Raw genomic sequence first — 14,605 nt, 5'->3', positions numbered from 1 at the left:
GCGGCGGGATCTCGAGACGCGTCCTCGCTCCGCTCGGGCGCTCCTCGATCACCGGGAACGGCGGCGCTCGACGCGGAACCTACGCGACGGATGCCTCGCCGGCGGCGCCGGCCGCGTCGTCGGGCGCGACCGGCTCGATGCGGAACGTGCGCCGGAAGCGGTCGACGAGCCCCGGACCGCCGGCGAGGACGGTCATCCCGATGTCCGCGGCTGCGGCGCGAAGCGACGTGGCGGCGGAGGCATCCGTCAGCAGGTCGCGGAACGCGCCGGGCTCCACGACCAGTTCGAGCACGTCCGCCGGCGCAGCCGTCGCGGTCCGCCGGTGCGGCTGCGGCAGCGCGCCCGGCCCGATCGGGACGACGTCGAGCCCGCCGCCGGCGACCATGGCCGACAGGCTCGTGCCGGCGACGTGCAGCACGTACTCGGTGGGCGGCAGCGACGCGGCCGCGTCGGGACGGAAGGCCGCGTGGAGCGACACTGCGAGCGCGTCGGCCGAGACGACCTCGCCCTCGGCGGGCTCGCCGAGCGCCGACCAGCCCCAGCGCTCGAGCGCGAGGACGGCCGGCGCGAGCGCAAGCCCGGCCTCGGTGAGCTCGTACCCGCCGCGCACGATCGGGACGCGCCGCACGACGCCCGCCTCCTGGAGCTCCTTCAGCCGGTCGCTCAGGATGTTGGTCGGGATCCGCGGCAGGCTCTGCTTCAGGTCGGAGTACCGGCGCGCGCCGGCGAGCAGGTCGCGGACGATGAGCAGCGCCCATCGTTCCCCGACCCGCTCGACGGCCCTGGCCACGCCGCTGTACTGGCCGAAGCCGCGCGCGACGCGAGTGCCCATGCGGTGGGGGCCCGGCCGCTCAGGCCGAGGCCGTCGGCGTGCCCGCGCCCTGCTGGGCGAGGTACGCATCGGGACCCTGCTCGGCTGCGGCCGGCTCCATGTAGAGGAAGCCGAGGATGTTGCCGTCGGGGTCCTCGAGGTCGCGCGAGTACATGAAGCCGTAGTCCTGCGCGTCGCGCGGCTCGGTGCCGCCCGCGGCGAGGGCCTTCCCGGCGATCTCGTCGACCGCCTCGCGCGAGTCGCAGGTCAGCGAGATCTGCATCTGCGCCGCGGTCTTCGGGTCGACGATCGGCTTGTCGGTGAAGGTCTGCAGGAAGTCGCGCGTGACGACCATGAAGTAGATCTGGTCGGTGAGCACGATGCACGCGGCGTTGTCGTCGGTGAAGTTCGGGTTGACGGTGTAGCCGAGCGCCTCGTAGAACGCCTTGGCGCGGGGAAGGTCGGTCGTGGGGAAGTTCACGAAGATGGATGTGGTCATGTCGTCCTCCTGGATGACGGTCGTGCCTGATTCGGTCCTCGGGTTCGATGCCCAGCTTGCTCTTTGCAAGTTCACTTGTCAATAGCAAGCAAACACTCCGTCCGCTCGGTCGGGCTAGCCTGACTGCATGGGCCCACGTGAGCGCTCCGACGGCGTGCCGCGACGCACGTTCCTCGCGGCGGCGCTCGCGGGATCGGTCGCGGTGGTCCTCGCCGGATGCACCGGACCGCCCGCGCCGACCGCGTCGCCCACCGGGTCCCCGACGCCCACGCCGACCCCGACTCCGACGCCCACGCCGACCGGCGGGGTCGCCCCGCTCACGGCCATGCGCCGGTCGCGCTGGGGCGAGGATCCGTACGCGCGCGGCGCCTTCAGCTACGACGCCGTCGGCAGCACCGACCGGCTGCGCGACGCGCTCGCGCTCCCCGTCCTCGACCGGCTCTGGTTCGCGGGCGAGGCGTGCTCGACCACCGCCCCGGGCACCATGCACGGCGCGATCGCCTCGGGTCGCGCGGCCGCCGAGCAGGTCGCGACCGTCGCCGCGGAAGGCGAGCGGATCGCCGTCGTCGGCGCCGGCCTCGCGGGCCTCACCGCCGCGAACCACCTCGTCGAACGCGGCTACGAGGTGGTCGTGATCGAGGCGCGCGACCGGGCCGGCGGGCGCGTGCAGTCCGTCGACGACGACGCCTTCGACGGGCCCGTGCAGCTCGGCGCGTTCGTCGTCGGCGACGATCCCGCACTCGAGGAGCTCCTCGTCGAGGCATCCGTCGACACCCACCTGCTCCCGATGCCCGACGTCGCGCTCGCCCCGGACGGCACATGGGTGCCGATCGACCCCGCGGGCGTCGCCGCGATCGCGCAGGCCCACGACTGGGCGCTGACCCAGCCGAGCGACGTCTCGCTCGCCACCGCGCTGGTCGGCTCGGGCGCGACCGACCTTCCCGCGATCCCCGACGCGCACGACGTCAGCACGCTCGACTGGCTCACCCACGCGATCGCGAGCGGCGTCGAGCCGGCCGTCGGCGCGTCGACATCGAAGGTGTCCGCCACGAGCGTCGACGAGGACCGCCTCGGTCGCGACCTCCGCGTCGTCAGCGGACCGCTCTCTGAGGTCGTCGACGCGCTCGCCGAACCGCTCTCGATTGCGGGCGGCTCGACCGTCACGCTGGTCGCCTACACGGCCGACCGCGTGAGCATCCGCCTCGACACGGGCGAGTCGCTCCGCGCCGACCGCGCGATCGTGACCGTGCCGCTCGGCGTGCTGAAGACCGACACCGTGCGCTTCCGCCCGAACCTGCCGTACATCCACCAGCGCGCGATCTCGCTGCTCGGCATGGGCCTGGTCGACACCGCCTGGCTCCGGTTCGAGTCCGCGTTCTGGCGGCGGGAGCCGGGCGACGGGCAGGTCGATCCGCCGACCGCCGACGGCGCCGTCGCGACGCCCGACATCCTCACGCTCGTCGGGCGCACCCCGTCGGTCGCGGCCTGGCTCGACGTCGGCCGTGCGACGGACGAGCCCGTGCTCGTGGCCGTCATCGCCGCGGAGCAGGCTCGTCGACTCGAGGCGCTCGACGACGACGCGTTCCGCGAGGTGCTGCTCGCCGAGCTGCAGCCATTCGCCACAGACGCCGGTTGACCGCGACGAGCACCGCCGTGATCGCCACGAAGATCACGAGGCACACGAGGCATCCGATCAGCACCCCGACCCAGCCGCCCACCTGCGACTCGTCGAGGAAGAAGTAGGGGTACCAGCCGACGTCGGCGCCGCGCACCTGGGTGAAGACGAGCCAGGCCGACGGGTAGGCGAGCACCCACGCGACCGTCGACCACGGCACGGGCGGGTTGACCGCGAGCACGCTGTCGGTCGTCCACCCGACCAGCACCAGCGTGGGCACGACGAAGTGCAGGAGCGTGTCCGACCACGGCACCTCCATGCGGTAGTCGAACGTCGAGGCCTGGCTCACGATGAGCGCGAACACGATCCCCGACACGACGACGTACACCGTCGCGATCGTGCGCACCACGCCGAGCCACGTCGGATCCCGCGGCGCGAGGAGCGCGTACGCGCCCGCGACGACGAGCACGACGACGGCGAAGAACGCGGACTGGATCGTGAAGTAGCTGAAGAAGTTCTGCGTCGCGAAGAGCCGGAAGCTCAGCACGTACTGGAAGTTGCCGATGAGCGCGACGACCTCGAGCACGGCGATCGCGAGCCGGAACGCGCCGAGGAACCGCCGCGCGCGAACGGCCGGAGCGACGGCTCCGTGTTCGCGCGCGGACATGCTCCCACGCTACGCCCGGCCTCTCGGGGGGCCTATTCCGGTTGCGGCATATCCCGGATCGAGTCGGTCGCGCAACCCCTCGCGCCCGGCGGGGCGCCGTCGCTACCGTGACGGATGTCGCACGGCACCCCGCGCGTCGCAGTCCCCCGCAGGCACGCGGATCGCGTGCCCCTCACGCCGACGCGTCCCCCGCGCGTCGGGGAAGGACCGAACATGATCGCACTGTCCTGGCTCCTCATCATCGCCCTCGTCGGCGGGGCGCTCGCCCTCGTCGACGGCATCCGCCGCCTCCGCGGCCGCGGCGGATCCGTCGTCGGCGTCATCGAGGTGATCGTCGCCGCCCTGTTCCTGCTGTCGCTGTTCCTGCCCGGCATCCCGTTCGGGTCGATCGTGCTGGGCGTCGCGACGCTCGTCGTGCTCGTCGTCGGGCTCGTCATCGGCGGGCGGGGCAGCCGCACCCTCGCCATCGTCGGCATCGTGGTGCTCGCGATCTGGCTCGTGCTCGCCAACCACTGGCTGGTGATCCCGGGCGTCAACTGAACCGCGTCGCCCGGGTCGGGTCGCACGGAACGGTCCCGGCTGCGCCGCCGACGCGGGGCAGCCGGGACCGGTGCGTCAGAACGCGTCGAGCCCCGTGAGCGTCCGCCCGATCACGAGCTGGTGGATCTCGTCGGTGCCCTCGTACGTGCGCACCGACTCGAGGTTCGCGGCGTGCCGCATGACCGGGAACGCGCCCGTGATGCCGTCGCCGCCGAGGATGCTCCGCGCCTCGTGCGCGATCTTCAGCGCCTCGCGCACGCTGTTGAGCTTGCCGACGGAGATCTGCGCGGGAGTGATCGCGCCGCGCTCCTTGAGCCGGCCGAGGTGCAACGCGAGCAGCACGCCCTTCTCGTACTCGACGACCATGTCGGCGAGCTTCGCCTGCGTGAGCTGGTTCGCGCCGATCGGCCGGCCGAACACCTCGCGGGTCGCCGACCGCTCGATCGCGACCTCGATGCTCGAGCGCGCGGCGCCCATGGCGCCCCAGACGATGCCGTAGCGCGCCTCGTTCAGGCACGCGAACGGCCCGGACAGCCCGGATGCCCCGGGCAGGATCGCGTCCGCCGGAAGCCGCACCCCGTCGAGCGCGATGTCGCACTGCACCGAGGCGCGCATCGAGCGCTTCGGCTCGATCGGGGTCGCGGTGAAGCCGGGGGTCGACGTCGGCACGAGGAATCCGCGCACCGCCTTCGCGCCCTCGCCGTACGCGCCGGACGGGTCGTCGACCCGGGCCCAGACGACCGCGACGTCGGCCAGCGACGCGAGGCCGATCCAGCGCTTCGCTCCGTCGAGCACCCATTGGTCGCCGTCGCGCCGGGCGACCGTGCGCATGGCGGCGGGATCGCTGCCGCCCTGCGGCTCGGTCAGCGCGAAGCATCCGAGGAGGTCGCCCGCGGCCATGCCGGGGAGCCATCGCTGCTTCTGCTCCTCGCTGCCGTGCTTGTGGATCGCGCTCATCGCGAGCGATCCCTGCACCGAGACGAGCGTGCGCCAGCCCGAGTCGCCGGCCTCGAGCTCGAGGCACGCGACGCCGTAGGCGACCGCGCCGGCGCCCGCACAGCCGTACCCCGTGAGGTGCATGCCGAGCACGCCGAGGTCGCCGAGTTCCTTGACCAGCTCGCGTCGGAAGTACGCGCGCTCCCAGTCGTCCTCGATCACGGGCACGATCCGCTCCTGCGTGAACGCGCGGACGCGGCGCTGCCAGTCGAGCTCGTCCTCGGTCAGCAGGCCGTCGAGGTCGAAGACGGCGTCGATGCCGGGTGCGTCGGTCATGGTCGGGTCCCTTCGGGGTCGGGGTCGGGAGCGGATGCGCCGGGAGCGGATGCGTCGGGTGCGGATGCGTCCGGAGCGGATGCGCCGAGCCAGTCGGCGCCGTCATCGGCGCCGAGCGCGGGCGGCGCGGTGCGGTATCGGGCCGGCGTCGCGGACAGCCGGATCGGCGAGGCGACGGACGCCGACGAGCCGAGCCGGACCACCGGGTCGAGGCCGAGCGACTCGGCGAACGCGAACGCCTCCGCGACGTCGTTCACGACGCCCGCGGGCACGCCCGCGTCGGCGAACGCGCGCGACCAGTCGGCCGCCGGGCGCACGGCGAGCGCGGACTCGAGCTCGGCGGCGAGCGCGTCGCGATGCCCGACGCGGTCGGCGTTGGTCGCGTAGCGCGGGTCGTCGGCGAGGTCGTCCCGGCCGATGAGCCGCGCGAGGGTCCGGAACTGGCGGTCGTTGCCGACCGCGATCACGAGGTCCCGGTCGGCCGCACGGAACACCGCGTACGGCGCGATCGACGGGTGCCGGTTGCCGAGTCGCGCGGGCGGCGTGCCGGTCGCGAGCGTGCCGCCGGCCTGGTTGACGAGCGCTGAGAGCAGCGACTGCAGGAGGGTGACCTCGACGAGCTGGCCCCGCCCGGTGCGGTCGCGCTCTCGGAGCGCGAGGAGGATGCCGGCCACCGCGTTCTGCCCGGTGAGCACGTCGACGAGCGCGACGCCGGCCTTCACCGGGTCGCCGTCGGGTTCCCCGGTGATGCTCATGAGGCCGCCGAGCGCCTGGACGAGCAGGTCGTAGCCGGCGAGCCCCGCGCCCTCGCCGGCGCCGAATCCGGTGATCGAGCAGTACACGACGCTCGGGTTCTGCGCCCGGACGTCCTCGTACGCGAGCCCGAACCGGCCCATGACCCCCGGGCGGAAGTTCTCGATCACGACGTCGGCGGTCGCCGCGAGCCGGCGCGCCTCGGCGAGGCCGGCCGGGTCGGTGAGGTCGATCCGCACCGCGCGCTTGTTGCGGTTCACGCTGCCGAAGTACGTGGATGCCCCGGACGCGTCGACGGGCGGCAGCCAGCCGCGCGTCTCGTCGCCCTGCGGCGGCTCGACCTTCACGACGTCGGCGCCGAAGTCGGCGAGCAGCATCGTGGCGTAGGGCCCCGCGAGCACGCGCGAGAAGTCGGCGACGCGGATGCCCGCGAGTGCGCCGGCCGGCAGGTCGGCGCGCGCGGCGGCGGAGGCGTCGACGGGCGCACCGGCAGCCGCGCCGATCGTCGGGTCGGGTCGCTCGCGCATGGGTCATCCGCCTTCGCATGGGTCGGCCGCACGGCCGGATGCGATTCATCCTATATCGAATCTTTTTCCAGCGCGTCGGACGCCGCGCACCGCCGCCGCGGTTATCGTGGACCCATGGAGACGAGGGTGGGCCCGGGCGCGCGCGAAGCCGTGTTCGCCCAGCTCGCCGACGCCGGCCGCGCCGAGCAGGTCGCGCGCCGCCTCACCGACGGCATCATCCTCGGCGTCCTCGAGCCCGGCGAGCGCCTCCCGAGCGAGCCCGAGCTCGCCCGCCGCTTCGGCGTCGCACTCATCACCGTGCGCGAGGGCCTCGGGATCCTCCGCGACGCGGGTCTCGTCGAGACCCGCCGCGGCCGCGACGGCGGCAGCTTCGTCGTCCACGACGACGCCGAGCACCGCGCCATCCTCACCGCACGCCTGCGCGGCATCGCGATGGTCGAGCTCGGCGACATGGCCGTCTACTTCGGCGCGATCCTCGCGGGCGCGGCCGAGCGCGCCGCGGACCGCGCGTCGCCCGACGAGGCGGCGCGCCTCGACGCCTGGCTCCGCGCGGCCGACTTCTCGACCGGCGCCGCCGCGCGCACCAACCAGGGCGGTTTCCTGCTCGAGCTCGCGGTGCTCAGCCAGTCGGCGAGGCTCGTGCGCGAGCAGATCCGGTTGCAGGCCGAGTACGGTCCGCTCCTGCTCCTCGGCCTCGGCGACGAGGTCGCGCGCGCCGAGGCGGTCGCCTTCGACGAGCGGATCGTCCGCGCGGTCGCCCGGCACCGCCCGATCCGCGCGCGCGCCGCCGCCGGCGAGCTCGTCGACTCCCTCGCGCGGCGGCTCATCGCCGCGAAGTCCCGTGTCGAGAGGGGCGGTGCGCTGGATGTCCCGGACGCCGGCTGAGGCCGCCGGAGCGGTCGGCGACGCGTTCCGCGACGTGTTCGACCAGCTCACCGCCTGGCGCACCGAGATCGAGGCGCTGCTGCGTCGGGGCGGCGGCCTCCCCCGCCCGGGAGGCGGCGGCGACGCCGGCCCCGCCGACCTGCGCACGCCGGAACTCCGCCCGGCCGACCTCGACCACGCGATCGCCGAGCTCGTGCTCCCGCGCCTGGCCGCGGAGGACCCCGACCTCGTCGGCGCGGGCTTCATCGCCGACGGCGAGGTCGTCCGCGGACGCGAGGTGCACTTCGCGTGGTGGCTCGCGCCGCTCGACGACAACCCGGTCCTCGGCTCGACGGACGTGCCGACCCGCCTCGACCTCTCGACACGCGGGTACACCGAGTACCTGCGCGACTTCCGCGCGCTCGAGTGGTACCGGATCCCCGCGACGACCCGGACCGCCCACGTCACGGGCCCGTACGTCGACCACCTCTGCACGTGCGACTACATCCTCACGGTGACCATGCCCGTGCAGCTCGCCGACGGCGAGCCGATGGTGGGCGTCGTCGGCGCCGACGTCGCCGTCCGGCGCCTCGAGCGCGACCTCCTCGGCGTCTTCCTCGACGTCGACGAGCCGCTCGCGCTCGTGAACGAGCAGGGCCGAGTGATGCTCTCGACGGATCCGGCCGTCGAGGTCGGCCGGCTGGTCGACGGCATCGCTGGGCGCACGGATGCCTCCGGGGCATCCGCCGACCGGCTCGTGCCGTGCCCCGACACGCCGTTCGCGGTGCTCGTACGCCCGGCCGACCTGCTGCCGTAGCGGGGTATCCGCGCGCTGGCTGTGGAGGTCCTGAACGACCGGTGCCGTGAATCATCCGGTGGTATATCTTTGATCCACCATTCGACTGCGACGCGGCAGGAGACGCCGGCGAACCGCAGCACGACGCACACGAGAACGCCCGAAGAGGAGAGCTCCATGAGCTACGCCGTGACCAACCCCGCCACCGGCGAGGTCGTCAGCAGCTACGACACGATCACCGACGAGGCGCTGCAGGCGGCGATCGCCGCGGCGACCGAGGCGCACCGCACCTGGTCGAAGCAGACCACGGTCCAGGAGCGCGCGGCGCTCATCGGCCGCGTCGCGGAGCTGCACACCGAGCGCCGGCAGGAGCTGGCCGAGATCATCGTCCGCGAGATGGGCAAGCCGATCGAGCAGGCCCTCGGCGAGGTCGACTTCGCCGCCGCGATCTACGAGTACTACGCCGAGCACTCGGCCGGATTCCTCGTCGACGAGCCGATCTCGCTGCTGGCCGGCGAGGGCACCGCGGTGATCCGCCGCTCGTCGCTCGGCGTGCTGCTCGGCATCATGCCGTGGAACTTCCCGTACTACCAGGTCGCCCGCTTCGCCGGCCCGAACCTCATCATCGGCAACACGATCGTGCTCAAGCACGCCGAGCAGTGCCCCGAGTCGGCCGCCGCGATGGAGCGCATCTTCCTCGACGCGGGCTTCCCCGAGGGCGCCTACGTCAACGTCTACGCGTCGCACGACCAGATCGAGCAGGTCATCGCCGACCCGCGCGTGCAGGGCGTCTCGCTGACCGGGTCCGAGCGCGCCGGCGCGGCCGTCGCCGCGATCGCGGGCAAGTACCTGAAGAAGGTCGTCCTCGAGCTCGGCGGCAGCGACCCCTTCATCCTGCTGTCGACCGACGACCTCGACGCGACCGTGCAGAACGCGGTCGACGCGCGCCTCGACAACAGCGGCCAGTCCTGCAACGCGGCCAAGCGCTTCATCGTCGCGGACGAGCTCTACGAGCCGTTCCTCGAGAAGTTCACCGCGAAGCTCGCCGAGGTCGAGGCGACCGACCCGACCTCGTCGGACTCGGCGCTCGGCCCGCTGTCGTCGCTCAAGGCGGCCGAGGGCCTCGACGCCCAGGTCAAGCGCGCGATCGAGCACGGCGCGACCCTCGTGCACGGCGGCGCGCGCGACGGCGCGTTCTTCCAGACCACGGTGCTGGCGGACCTCTCCCCCGAGAACCCGGCCTCGAAGGAGGAGTTCTTCGGCCCGGTGGCGCAGGTGTACCGCGCGGCCGACGAGGCCGACGCGATCCGCATCGCGAACGACACCCCGTTCGGCCTGGGCTCCTACGTCTTCACGACCGACGCCGCGCAGGCCGAGCGCGTCGCCGACGCGATCGAGGCCGGCATGGTGTTCGTGAACCTCGTGCTCGCCGACGGCGCGGAGCTGCCCTTCGGCGGCATCAAGCGCTCCGGCTCGGGCCGCGAGCTCGGCCGCTTCGGCGCCGACGAGTTCGTGAACAAGAAGCTGATCCGCGTCGGCTGATCGCCCGCGCGACCGGGCCTCGACCCGGTCCGACGAGCCCTCGACCCAGCGCGGGTCGGGGGCTCGTCGCGTGTCGCCCCGGCGCTTCCTGAGAAATCATCCGGTGCTATAGCTTTACAGCCGAAGGTATGGCAGGCTGCTGTTCGCTCCAAGTCGTCCGGGGTGGGCGGACGAGATCAACGACGATCAAGGAAGGCACCATGACCGACCCCGCGAAGCCGGCCGAACTCGGCGACGGCGAACACCTCCAGGTCCTCGGCTACGAGGACTCGTTCCACCGGTCGATGAGCCTCTGGGCGAACTTCGCCCTCGGCTTCACCTACCTCTCGCCGCTCGTCGGCGTCTACTCCCTCTTCGCCCTGGCCCTCACGGTCGGCGGCCCGCCCTCGATCTGGTGGATCGTCATCGTCGGCGCGGGCCAGCTGCTCGTGTCGCTCGTGTTCGGCGAGGTCGTCTCGCAGTACCCGATCCACGGCGGCATCTACCCGTGGGCCCGCCGGCTCTGGGGCAAGCGCTACGCCTGGATGGCCGCCTGGGTCTACATCTGGGCGATGATCGTGACGATCACCGCGGTGTCCGAGTACGGCTCGGGCTTCGCCGCGAGCCTGTTCGGGATCCCCGCCGACGCGACCACGGGCCTGCTGCTCACGCTCGGCCTGCTCGTCATCGCGCTCGCGATCAACTTCAGCGGCACGAAGTGGCTCGCGCGCGTCGCGCGCATCGGGCTCGCAGCCGAGCTCATCGGCGTCATCGGCCTCGGCCTCTACCTGCTGATCTTCCAGCGCAAGCAGGAGTTCTCGATCTTCTTCGACACGATGGGCGTCGAGGGCGACGGCAGCTACCTCACCGCGTTCATGGGCGCCGCGCTCGCCGGCCTCTTCCTCTTCTACGGCTTCGAGGCCTGCGGCGACGTCGCCGAGGAGGTCGAGAACCCGGCCCGACGCATCCCCAAGGCGATGATGCTCACGATCCTCGTCGGCGGCGTCTCCGCGCTGTTCTCGTTCGGCGGCTACGTGCTCGCCGCACCCGACCTCCAGGCGATCGTCGCCGGCGAGGACGCCGACCCGATCCCCGCGATCCTCGAGTCCACGCTCGGCCCGGTCGGCGCGAAGCTGTTCCTCATCGTCGCGGTCACCGCGTTCCTCTCGTGCGTGCTCAGCCTCCAGGCCGCCGCCAGTCGGCTGCTCTACTCGTTCGCCCGTGACGGGATGATCCCCGGCAGCCGTTGGCTGTCGAAGGTCTCGGCGGCCAAGGTCCCGGTGAACGCGCTCATCGTCGCGTGCACGATCCCCGCGATCATCGCCGTGCTGGTCTGGATCAACGCCGGCCTCCTGGTGCCCGTCACGGCGTTCGCGGTGCTCGGCATCTACGTCGCGTTCCAGATGGTCGTGCTCGCGTCACTCCGCCAGCGGCTGCGGGGCTGGAAGCCCGCCGGACCGTTCACGCTCGGCCGCTGGGGCCTCGTGATCAACATCGTCGCGCTCGCCTACGGCGTGTTCGCGATGGTCCTGCTCGCGATGCCCGGGGCATCCGGCGACCCGCTCACCGACTGGGTCGTGCTCATCGGCCTCGCGGTCGTGCTCGGCACCGGCCTCCTGTACCTGCTCATCGCTCGACCCGACCGCAAGTCGACCGCACCCGAGGGCGACGCCGTCGCGGTCGCGGACGAGATCCGCGTCCGCACCGGCGCGGTCCGGGCGGTGCAGGCACCGCGCACCTGACCCGACAGGCGCACACGGGGCGCGGTCGCCATTCCTCCGGCGGCCGCGCCCTTCGCCGTGCCCGGGCGGCGCGCGGATGCGGTCAGGTCGCCGCCCCGGTCGCTGCCGCGATCTCGTCGCGGCGGAGCAGGATGAGCCGGTCGACCAGGTCGTCGGGCAGTGGATGCCCCGCGCTGAAGCGCACCGTGCCCTTCGACCAGTCGAAACCGCCCGCGTCGAGGTCCTCGTGCACCGCGTCGACCACGGCCGGACTGAACGGGTAGTAGCCGATGTGCGCCTTCGCGACCCGCACGCTCACGAGCGGCCTGCCGCGATAGACGAGCGCCGGCATCCCGTAGCCCGTGCCCTCGACCGCGTCCGGCACGAGTTCGAGCGCGCGCGCGTGGATGCGCTCGATGGCGGCGCGGTCCTCCGGACCCTCGATGTCGTCGATGAATCCCCCCATGCGGTCATGGTACCCACGCGCCACGACCCCGTCGCCGCCGGAGCGACCCCCGACCGCGCGACCCCCGACCCACCAGCCCCGACCGCGCGACCCCCGATCGCGTGCCATGCACCGCCCGCGGCCGACGCGCCCCCTTCGATAGTGTGGCTGAGTGATTCGACGGCGCATCATCGTGCGGGGCCGCGTGCAGGGCGTGGGCTACCGCTACTCCGCACGTCGCGAGGCCGAGCGCCTCGCCATCGTCGGCTGGATCCGCAACCTGCGCGACGGCGACGTCGAGGCCGAGATCGAGGGCGACGAGGCATCCGTCGCCGCGATGCTCGACTGGTTCGCCGTCGGGCCGATCGGCTCCAGCGTGACCTCGACCGAGGTGACGGACCTGCCCGCCGCGGGTGACCGCGGGTTCCGGATCACCTACTAGACGATCTGGGAGACTGGCGATGCGGCATCAGGACGCACGCCGCGAGAGATGCAGCGATTGGAGGCCCTCATGAGCGATACGACTGGGGATGCGGCTGCGACCATCGATCGGCGAACGCTCCTCAAGGCCGGAGCGTGGACGGCACCCGTGCTGGTCCTTGCCACGGCGACTCCCGCAGCCGCCGCGAGCGGGACTGCTTCGGGCGCACTCACGTTCACGAACTTGACCTACGACTGGGTCAGCGGTGATGGCGGCAGCTTCGTCGGACTCAGGGCGAACACCAATGTGGGGTTCTACACGAACCCGGTGGGCACGGTCTCGGCCGTCGTACTGGTGATCGAGATCGAGAACGCCGACGGCATCTTCCAGGTGGGCGGCGTCCCCGTGCTCGATCCGCAGAGCGTCCCAGGCTGGGCGGCCACCGGCGGCGGTGTCGCGATCGATGTCGGGGGCGTGCCATGGATCAGGTACACCTTCACGTGGACAGGAGCATTGACGCCGTTCAACGCCACCGGACTCCTCCTCGCCACCGTCCCGCTCTCGTCTCCGCAGACCCCGCCGGTTCGGGCCCACGCCTGGACGGCCGTCGCCACCGCACCCAACGACCCGGGCGTGGGGCCGGCGACAGGTGGAGGGTCGGGCGAGATCGGCTAGCCCTGAGCCCGGACCGGACGGCCGATGCCCTGAGGCCGGTCGCCGCCCCCGTCCCCGACGACAGGGACGGCTCATGATCCACCCCGGTGCCGAGCGGGACGACGAAGGCCCGCCGTGATCGGCGGGCCTTCGGATCTCGACGCGCGGCAGCGCCTTGATCAGTGGGTTCAGAGGGCGTTGACGTCCAGCGGGATGCCCGGGCCGAACGTGGTCGACACGGCGCCCTTCTGGATGTAGCGACCCTTGGCGCTCGACGGCTTGAGACGCGTGATCTCCTCGAGCGCGGCCTTCAGGTTCTCCTGGAGCTGGTCCTCGGAGAACGAGGTCTTGCCGACGACGAAGTGCACGTTGGCGTGCTTGTCGACGCGGAACTCGATCTTGCCGCCCTTGATCTCCTCGACGGCCTTGGCCGGGTTCGGGGTCACGGTGCCGGTCTTGGGGTTCGGCATGAGGCCACGCGGACCGAGCACCTTGCCGAGACGGCCGACCTGGCCCATGAGCTCCGGGGTCGACACGGCCGCGTCGAACGAGGTGTAGCCGCCGGCGACCTTCTCGATGAGCTCGGCGCCGCCGACCTCGTCGGCGCCCGCCGCGATCGCAGCCTCGGCCGCGGGGCCGGTCGCGAACACGATGACGCGGGCGGTCTTGCCGGTACCGTGCGGGAGGATGACGGTGCCGCGCACCATCTGGTCCGCCTTGCGGGGGTCGACGCCGAGCTTCAGCGCGACCTCGACGGTCGAGTCGAACTTCGCCGAACCGGTGACCTTCGCGAGCGCGACGGCGTCGTCCGTCGTGTAGTACTTGCCGGCCTCGAGCTTCTCGGCCGCGGCCCGGTAGGCCTTGGACTTCTGTGCCATGTGGATTCTCCTAGCGAGAGTGTGGTCATCGCGCCTGGCCGGCGCTGCCACGAATGAGTTCTGAAGGTCGGATGCCGCGATGGGGCATCCTCGGGTCTCGATGCGCGTCGGCTTCGCCGGCGCACCTCGACCGCCTGGGGCCTATTCGACCGTGATGCCCATCGAGCGGGCGGTGCCCGCGATGATCTTCGATGCGGCGTCGAGGTCGTTCGCGTTGAGGTCGACCATCTTCTGCTCGGCGATCTCGCGCACCTGCGCCTGGGTCAGCTTGCCGACCTTGGTGGTGTGCGGGACGCCGGAACCCTTGGCGACGCCGGCGGCCTTCTTGATGAGCTCGGCGGCGGGCGGGGTCTTCAGGACGAACGTGAACGAGCGGTCCTCGTAGACCGTGATCTCGACGGGGATGACGTTGCCGCGCTGGGCCTCGGTCGCCGCGTTGTAGGCCTTGCAGAACTCCATGATGTTGACGCCGTGCTGACCCAGCGCCGGACCGATCGGCGGAGCGGGGTTGGCGGCGCCGGCCTTGATCTGAAGCTTGATCAGACCAGTGACCTTCTTCTTCGGTGCCATGATTTCTCTCTTTCTGTTCGAACGCCCCGGTGATCGGGGCACTCTCCCGCA

16 protein-coding genes are annotated in these 14,605 nt (G+C 72.2%); 8 read left to right on the top strand and 8 right to left on the bottom strand.

Annotation, left to right across the window (positions count from 1 at the left end; translation table 11 throughout):
- Window positions 1–79: 79 nt before the first annotated feature.
- Together ACDF64_RS07470 and ACDF64_RS07465 are read right to left on the bottom strand one after the other, a co-directional pair.
- A complete protein-coding gene (locus tag ACDF64_RS07470; RefSeq protein ID WP_394554487.1) occupies window positions 80–832 on the bottom strand; it encodes a winged helix-turn-helix transcriptional regulator in 753 nt (250 codons plus the stop codon).
- A gap of 19 nt (window positions 833–851) precedes the next feature.
- Window positions 852–1,310, bottom strand: a complete 459-nt coding sequence (locus ACDF64_RS07465; RefSeq protein ID WP_394554485.1) for a VOC family protein — start codon at window positions 1,308–1,310, stop codon at window positions 852–854.
- A 127-nt stretch (window positions 1,311–1,437) separates the two neighbouring features.
- Between ACDF64_RS07465 and ACDF64_RS07460 the strand changes: the two genes are divergently transcribed.
- Window positions 1,438–2,946 carry an FAD-dependent oxidoreductase gene (locus tag ACDF64_RS07460; protein ID WP_394554484.1) on the top strand — a complete coding sequence of 503 codons (1,509 nt, stop codon included), beginning with the start codon at window positions 1,438–1,440 and terminating at the stop codon, window positions 2,944–2,946.
- Here ACDF64_RS07460 and ACDF64_RS07455 read toward each other — a convergent pair.
- Window positions 2,843–3,592 carry a Pr6Pr family membrane protein gene (locus ACDF64_RS07455; RefSeq protein WP_394554482.1) on the bottom strand — a complete coding sequence of 250 codons (750 nt, stop codon included), beginning with the start codon at window positions 3,590–3,592 and terminating at the stop codon, window positions 2,843–2,845. The genes ACDF64_RS07460 and ACDF64_RS07455 overlap by 104 nt on opposite strands.
- Window positions 3,593–3,805: 213 nt before the next feature.
- On the opposite strand from ACDF64_RS07455, the gene ACDF64_RS07450 reads away from it, so the two are divergent.
- Window positions 3,806–4,132: a hypothetical protein gene (locus ACDF64_RS07450; RefSeq protein ID WP_394554480.1), complete on the top strand. Its 327-nt coding sequence runs from the start codon at window positions 3,806–3,808 to the stop codon at window positions 4,130–4,132.
- A gap of 75 nt (window positions 4,133–4,207) precedes the next feature.
- Here ACDF64_RS07450 and ACDF64_RS07445 read toward each other — a convergent pair whose 3' ends face one another.
- Window positions 4,208–5,404: an acyl-CoA dehydrogenase family protein gene (locus ACDF64_RS07445; protein ID WP_394554478.1), complete on the bottom strand. Its 1,197-nt coding sequence runs from the start codon at window positions 5,402–5,404 to the stop codon at window positions 4,208–4,210.
- Window positions 5,401–6,684: a CaiB/BaiF CoA transferase family protein gene (locus ACDF64_RS07440; RefSeq protein WP_394554477.1), complete on the bottom strand. Its 1,284-nt coding sequence runs from the start codon at window positions 6,682–6,684 to the stop codon at window positions 5,401–5,403. Before ACDF64_RS07440 ends, ACDF64_RS07445 begins: the two co-directional genes overlap by 4 nt.
- A 114-nt stretch (window positions 6,685–6,798) precedes the next feature.
- On the opposite strand from ACDF64_RS07440, the gene ACDF64_RS07435 reads away from it, so the two are divergent.
- The 4 genes from ACDF64_RS07435 to ACDF64_RS07420 all read left to right on the top strand — a co-directional run bounded on the left by ACDF64_RS07435 (window position 6,799) and on the right by ACDF64_RS07420 (window position 11,607).
- A complete protein-coding gene (locus ACDF64_RS07435; RefSeq protein ID WP_394554476.1) occupies window positions 6,799–7,569 on the top strand; it encodes a FadR/GntR family transcriptional regulator in 771 nt (256 codons plus the stop codon).
- The gene (locus ACDF64_RS07430; protein WP_394554475.1) at window positions 7,550–8,365 is read left to right on the top strand and encodes a hypothetical protein; all 816 of its coding nucleotides are present in this window, start codon (window positions 7,550–7,552) and stop codon (window positions 8,363–8,365) included. Before ACDF64_RS07435 ends, ACDF64_RS07430 begins: the two co-directional genes overlap by 20 nt.
- Before the next feature lie 156 nt (window positions 8,366–8,521).
- Window positions 8,522–9,886, top strand: coding sequence for an NAD-dependent succinate-semialdehyde dehydrogenase (locus tag ACDF64_RS07425; protein WP_394554474.1), 1,365 nt, complete (start codon window positions 8,522–8,524; stop codon window positions 9,884–9,886).
- A 200-nt stretch (window positions 9,887–10,086) separates the two neighbouring features.
- Window positions 10,087–11,607, top strand: a complete 1,521-nt coding sequence (locus tag ACDF64_RS07420; protein WP_394554473.1) for an APC family permease — start codon at window positions 10,087–10,089, stop codon at window positions 11,605–11,607.
- Window positions 11,608–11,689: 82 nt separating this feature from the next.
- Here the strand turns inward: ACDF64_RS07420 and ACDF64_RS07415 are convergent, their stop codons facing one another.
- A complete protein-coding gene (locus ACDF64_RS07415) occupies window positions 11,690–12,052 on the bottom strand; it encodes an iron chaperone (RefSeq protein ID WP_394554472.1) in 363 nt (120 codons plus the stop codon).
- A gap of 151 nt (window positions 12,053–12,203) precedes the next feature.
- On the opposite strand from ACDF64_RS07415, the gene ACDF64_RS07410 reads away from it, so the two are divergent.
- Together ACDF64_RS07410 and ACDF64_RS07405 are read left to right on the top strand one after the other, a co-directional pair.
- Window positions 12,204–12,473, top strand: a complete 270-nt coding sequence (locus ACDF64_RS07410; RefSeq protein WP_394554470.1) for an acylphosphatase — start codon at window positions 12,204–12,206, stop codon at window positions 12,471–12,473.
- Window positions 12,474–12,542: 69 nt separating this feature from the next.
- Window positions 12,543–13,127 (top strand): hypothetical protein, encoded by a 585-nt coding sequence (locus ACDF64_RS07405; RefSeq protein WP_394554469.1) that lies wholly within the window; start codon window positions 12,543–12,545, stop codon window positions 13,125–13,127.
- A gap of 167 nt (window positions 13,128–13,294) precedes the next feature.
- On the opposite strand, the gene rplA is transcribed toward ACDF64_RS07405, so the two are convergent.
- Together rplA and rplK are read right to left on the bottom strand one after the other, a co-directional pair.
- Window positions 13,295–13,984 carry a 50S ribosomal protein L1 gene (gene rplA / locus ACDF64_RS07400; RefSeq protein ID WP_394554467.1) on the bottom strand — a complete coding sequence of 230 codons (690 nt, stop codon included), beginning with the start codon at window positions 13,982–13,984 and terminating at the stop codon, window positions 13,295–13,297.
- Window positions 13,985–14,125: 141 nt separating this feature from the next.
- Window positions 14,126–14,554, bottom strand: a complete 429-nt coding sequence (gene rplK / locus ACDF64_RS07395; protein ID WP_394554466.1) for a 50S ribosomal protein L11 — start codon at window positions 14,552–14,554, stop codon at window positions 14,126–14,128.
- Window positions 14,555–14,605: the final 51 nt, after the last annotated feature.

The sequence above is a fragment of the Agromyces sp. MMS24-JH15 genome, from assembly GCF_043518605.1.
In the GTDB taxonomy this organism is placed as follows: Bacteria; Actinomycetota; Actinomycetes; order Actinomycetales; family Microbacteriaceae; genus Agromyces.
This window is presented reverse-complemented; position numbering and strand designations above follow the sequence as displayed.

What these genes read in the sequence shown, in the direction of transcription:
- ACDF64_RS07430 (WP_394554475.1), top strand. Translation starts at nt 7,550, where the DNA reads ATGTCCCGGACGCCGGCTGAGGCCGCCGGAGCGGTCGGCGACGCGTTC.
- ACDF64_RS07470 (WP_394554487.1), bottom strand. Translation starts at nt 832, where the DNA reads ATGGGCACTCGCGTCGCGCGCGGCTTCGGCCAGTACAGCGGCGTGGCC.
- ACDF64_RS07450 (WP_394554480.1), top strand. Translation starts at nt 3,806, where the DNA reads ATGATCGCACTGTCCTGGCTCCTCATCATCGCCCTCGTCGGCGGGGCG.
- rplA (WP_394554467.1), bottom strand. Translation starts at nt 13,984, where the DNA reads ATGGCACAGAAGTCCAAGGCCTACCGGGCCGCGGCCGAGAAGCTCGAG.
- ACDF64_RS07415 (WP_394554472.1), bottom strand. Translation starts at nt 12,052, where the DNA reads ATGGGGGGATTCATCGACGACATCGAGGGTCCGGAGGACCGCGCCGCC.
- ACDF64_RS07440 (WP_394554477.1), bottom strand. Translation starts at nt 6,684, where the DNA reads ATGCGCGAGCGACCCGACCCGACGATCGGCGCGGCTGCCGGTGCGCCC.
- ACDF64_RS07405 (WP_394554469.1), top strand. Translation starts at nt 12,543, where the DNA reads ATGAGCGATACGACTGGGGATGCGGCTGCGACCATCGATCGGCGAACG.
- rplK (WP_394554466.1), bottom strand. Translation starts at nt 14,554, where the DNA reads ATGGCACCGAAGAAGAAGGTCACTGGTCTGATCAAGCTTCAGATCAAG.
- ACDF64_RS07425 (WP_394554474.1), top strand. Translation starts at nt 8,522, where the DNA reads ATGAGCTACGCCGTGACCAACCCCGCCACCGGCGAGGTCGTCAGCAGC.
- ACDF64_RS07420 (WP_394554473.1), top strand. Translation starts at nt 10,087, where the DNA reads ATGACCGACCCCGCGAAGCCGGCCGAACTCGGCGACGGCGAACACCTC.
- ACDF64_RS07435 (WP_394554476.1), top strand. Translation starts at nt 6,799, where the DNA reads ATGGAGACGAGGGTGGGCCCGGGCGCGCGCGAAGCCGTGTTCGCCCAG.
- ACDF64_RS07455 (WP_394554482.1), bottom strand. Translation starts at nt 3,592, where the DNA reads ATGTCCGCGCGCGAACACGGAGCCGTCGCTCCGGCCGTTCGCGCGCGG.
- ACDF64_RS07460 (WP_394554484.1), top strand. Translation starts at nt 1,438, where the DNA reads ATGGGCCCACGTGAGCGCTCCGACGGCGTGCCGCGACGCACGTTCCTC.
- ACDF64_RS07445 (WP_394554478.1), bottom strand. Translation starts at nt 5,404, where the DNA reads ATGACCGACGCACCCGGCATCGACGCCGTCTTCGACCTCGACGGCCTG.
- ACDF64_RS07465 (WP_394554485.1), bottom strand. Translation starts at nt 1,310, where the DNA reads ATGACCACATCCATCTTCGTGAACTTCCCCACGACCGACCTTCCCCGC.